Annotated in this window: 2 protein-coding genes and 1 pseudogene; 2 read left to right on the plus strand and 1 reads right to left on the minus strand. The window is 61.5% G+C overall.

Features of this window, described 5'->3' with window-relative positions:
- Positions 1 to 221, minus strand: a pseudogene (locus IH13_RS0118495) (RraA family protein); the annotation flags it as partial.
- 358 nt (positions 222 to 579) lie between these two features.
- On the opposite strand from IH13_RS0118495, the gene IH13_RS0118500 reads away from it, so the two are divergent.
- Together IH13_RS0118500 and IH13_RS0118505 are read left to right on the plus strand one after the other, a co-directional pair.
- The gene (locus IH13_RS0118500; RefSeq protein ID WP_031085833.1) at positions 580 to 1,005 is read left to right on the plus strand and encodes a hypothetical protein; all 426 of its coding nucleotides are present in this window, start codon (positions 580 to 582) and stop codon (positions 1,003 to 1,005) included.
- Between the two features lie 18 nt (positions 1,006 to 1,023).
- The coding region (locus IH13_RS0118505; protein ID WP_031085834.1) for a hypothetical protein at positions 1,024 to 2,981 on the plus strand (1,958 nt) is incomplete at its 3' end.

Raw genomic sequence — 2,981 nt, forward strand, 5'->3', positions numbered from 1 at the left:
CCCGCCTCGGCGACGACGACCGAGCCGGGGGTGGCACGGTGGATCGCCGCGTGGCACATGAGGTTGTCGCCGGGCGGGCAGCGCACGGTGAACGCCGGGCCGGCGATGCGGGGTGCCGAGGGCCAGAGAGGGCGGATACCGAGGTCCATGACCTGCCCGCGGCCCAGGAGATCGGCGAGTGTGGCCGGTGGGACGGCCTGGAACCCGGAGACGTCGTTCAACGTCCTCGCCCTCTTCGGTACCAGTGATGGGGGCGGATGCCGCGCGCCGGATGGTTCCACGGGCGGCCCGTACCCACAAGCGAGACGTCGTTCTGGTCGGATGTGTGTGACGGAAGAGGACCGGACGCGCGGGAACCTGTGGCTGTAGCGGCGAAGTGTCGTCCCCGGCGGCGGCCGACGGTGCGGTGACCGTCCGACAAGCCTCGCCTGATGGGGCTGACCGCCTCCTGACCGGACGAAAAAGGGCTGATTCACGCCCCCGGCCCACTTCTTTGGTATCGGCCGATGCCGTAAGTGAGACGGTGACGGTATTACGTCGGGCTGTGACGGCTCACGCTGACGAGCATGGGGGGAAGTAATGTCATTCGACGCGGAGTGGGCGGCGCTTCGTGCGGAGTCGACGCAGCGGGTCGATATGCGACTCAATGGGGTTCCGGCGGAAGGCGGCGGGCCGGCCGATGCCGACTTGGCGGTTAATCAGGACAACCTGGGCGCCATCGGCCATGACGCGTACGGGCTCCACACCCGGCTGTCCAAGGACGGGGATCACGCCCGCCCCTCCACGTTCGACGCGGCGATCGCGCTGACGAACGGCAACTTCTCAAGCGGTTCCGCCGTGCTCAAGGTCCACGACCGCTGGCAAGCGCACATGAAGACGCTGCTCGACGCCTGCGCGCAGATCTCCAACCACCTGGACTACACCAAAGCCGCCCATGCGAAGGACGACGCACAGATCGGCGGCGATCTGATATCCGTCTCCAAGCTCAACGAGTACCTGAAGTAGCCCCGGGGGAGCGCCGGAATGCTGAAGTACGAGGACGTAGTCGACGCGCCTGTCGCGAAGCTGAAGACCGCAGCCGACGACTGGGCGGACGTGGCAGCCAAACTGGATCTGCTCGCCGAGGATGCCAGAGACGGGATGAAGGCCAAGGCGGACAAGGCCGAGTGGTACGGCGCCAACGCGGGCGTCACCAAGGGCTTCATCGGAAAGACGGCCAAGGAGTTCCACGACGCCGCGGCCGAGGCCAAGGGTGTCGCACAGATTCTTGAGGAAGCCCACACGGCATTCAAGAAGGCCAAGGACGACCTGATCGACATCCGTGACCACGAAGGGCCAGCGGCCGGTATTCACGTAGATGCCAGAGGGAAGGTCACCGCTCGTCACCCGGTGAAGGACATACCGGTTGAGCAACGCCGTCACGACCCCGATTACCCGGATCTCGTACGTCGGGAGAAGGAGAACATTGCTTCGTGGCAGAAGAAGATCGACCTCATCGTGGACAACTGCAACGACACCGATGTGTCCTTCAAGAACTCCCTCGAAGCCAACGTCACCGAGGGCAAGGACTTCAGCGCGCCGAAGTACACGAAGATGGGCCAGGAGGAGGCGCACCGGGCGGCAGAATACGCCGCCAAGGGGCGCGACATCACCCACACCGAACTTCAGGCGTTCAACGAGTTGATGCACGACAACAGGAATTCGCCGGAGTTCGCGAAAAGTTTCTACGAGAAGCTTGGGCCTGAGAAAACGCTCGCATTCTTCGGTCAGCTCTCCACGAGCACCTATCAGACCGGCGAACTTGACAAGCAGCGGCTCAAGGATGTCCAGGCCCTTCAGAAGAATATGGGCCTCACCTTGGCCACTGCCTCCCATGACAAGGCATTCACTGCCGAATGGGGTCCGGAACTTCGGAAGCTCGGTACGGAGCGTATCCCTCTGGCGAGGAACGATTATCACGGGCCGTTCGGCTATCAACTTCTCGGTGGCATCATGCGTTTCGGGAACTACGATGCCAAATTCCTGAACCCGATCGCCGAGCATGTGGCGCAGCTCCATCAGAAGGACCCGGGTATGTTCGCCGACAAGACAGTTCTTGGTAATCAATTCAAAGGTTCGTTTAATCCCTCCGGTGTGGCGGGAAATGGTTCTGATCCGGTTGTCTCGATACTTGAGGCGTTGGGAAACAGTCCGGATGCCGCCAAGCAATTCTTCTCCGAAGACCCCACCGCCTATAACGAAGACGGCACGGTCAGCAGTGGTGACGAAGCTGCCCTAGGGAAGAGTGAGGATGGCCAGCCGATTGACAACTACCTGGACTACTTCGGAAACGAGAAGTGGAAGTCGGCTGTCGATGTCTATTCGCCAGACAGGGGTGACGCGTCCCGTGGTTACATGCCGGATGCGTTGGGGCGCGCATTGGAAGCGGCGACGCTTGGCTATCCGGCGGGTCACCCGGATGCGTCGGTGGAGCGGGATGCAGATAATGCGTCAGTTATGCGACAGGTTATAGCTAAGTACGGAGATGATCCCGGCCTGCTCAAGAAGCAGGAGGCGATGGCGGACAGTCTCGGGATTATGGGAGCTGGCTATATCGACGACATCAACTGGGCACTGGATGAAAGTGGTACGGACAGTGTTTTTTCCCCTGGAGTGGATGCCGGCGGGCGCATCAGATTTGGAGATGGAGACGAGAGTCGGAGGATTGTTCGTGGATTTCTCAGCGCTCTTGGCCAACACCCGGATGCCTATGCCGCATTGTCTACTGCGGAGCAGGTTTACACCCGTAGTGTGCTGGAAGGGCAAGTGAGTCCCGACGGGAAAATCGATACAGGTGCAGCCAAGGCTGCTGTGTATGTCGGCGCGGAAGTTCAGGGCATGCTTGATCAGTCCCGTGCCGACCAGGCCGAGGCGACGAACCAAAAGGCCCATGAAGATTACGAGAAAGCCGTTGCCAAGCGTACCGGCTGGATTGAGTTTGG

Origin of the sequence: Streptomyces sp. NRRL WC-3549 (assembly GCF_000721935.1) — a bacterium.
Lineage (GTDB): Bacteria > Actinomycetota > Actinomycetes > Streptomycetales > Streptomycetaceae > Streptomyces.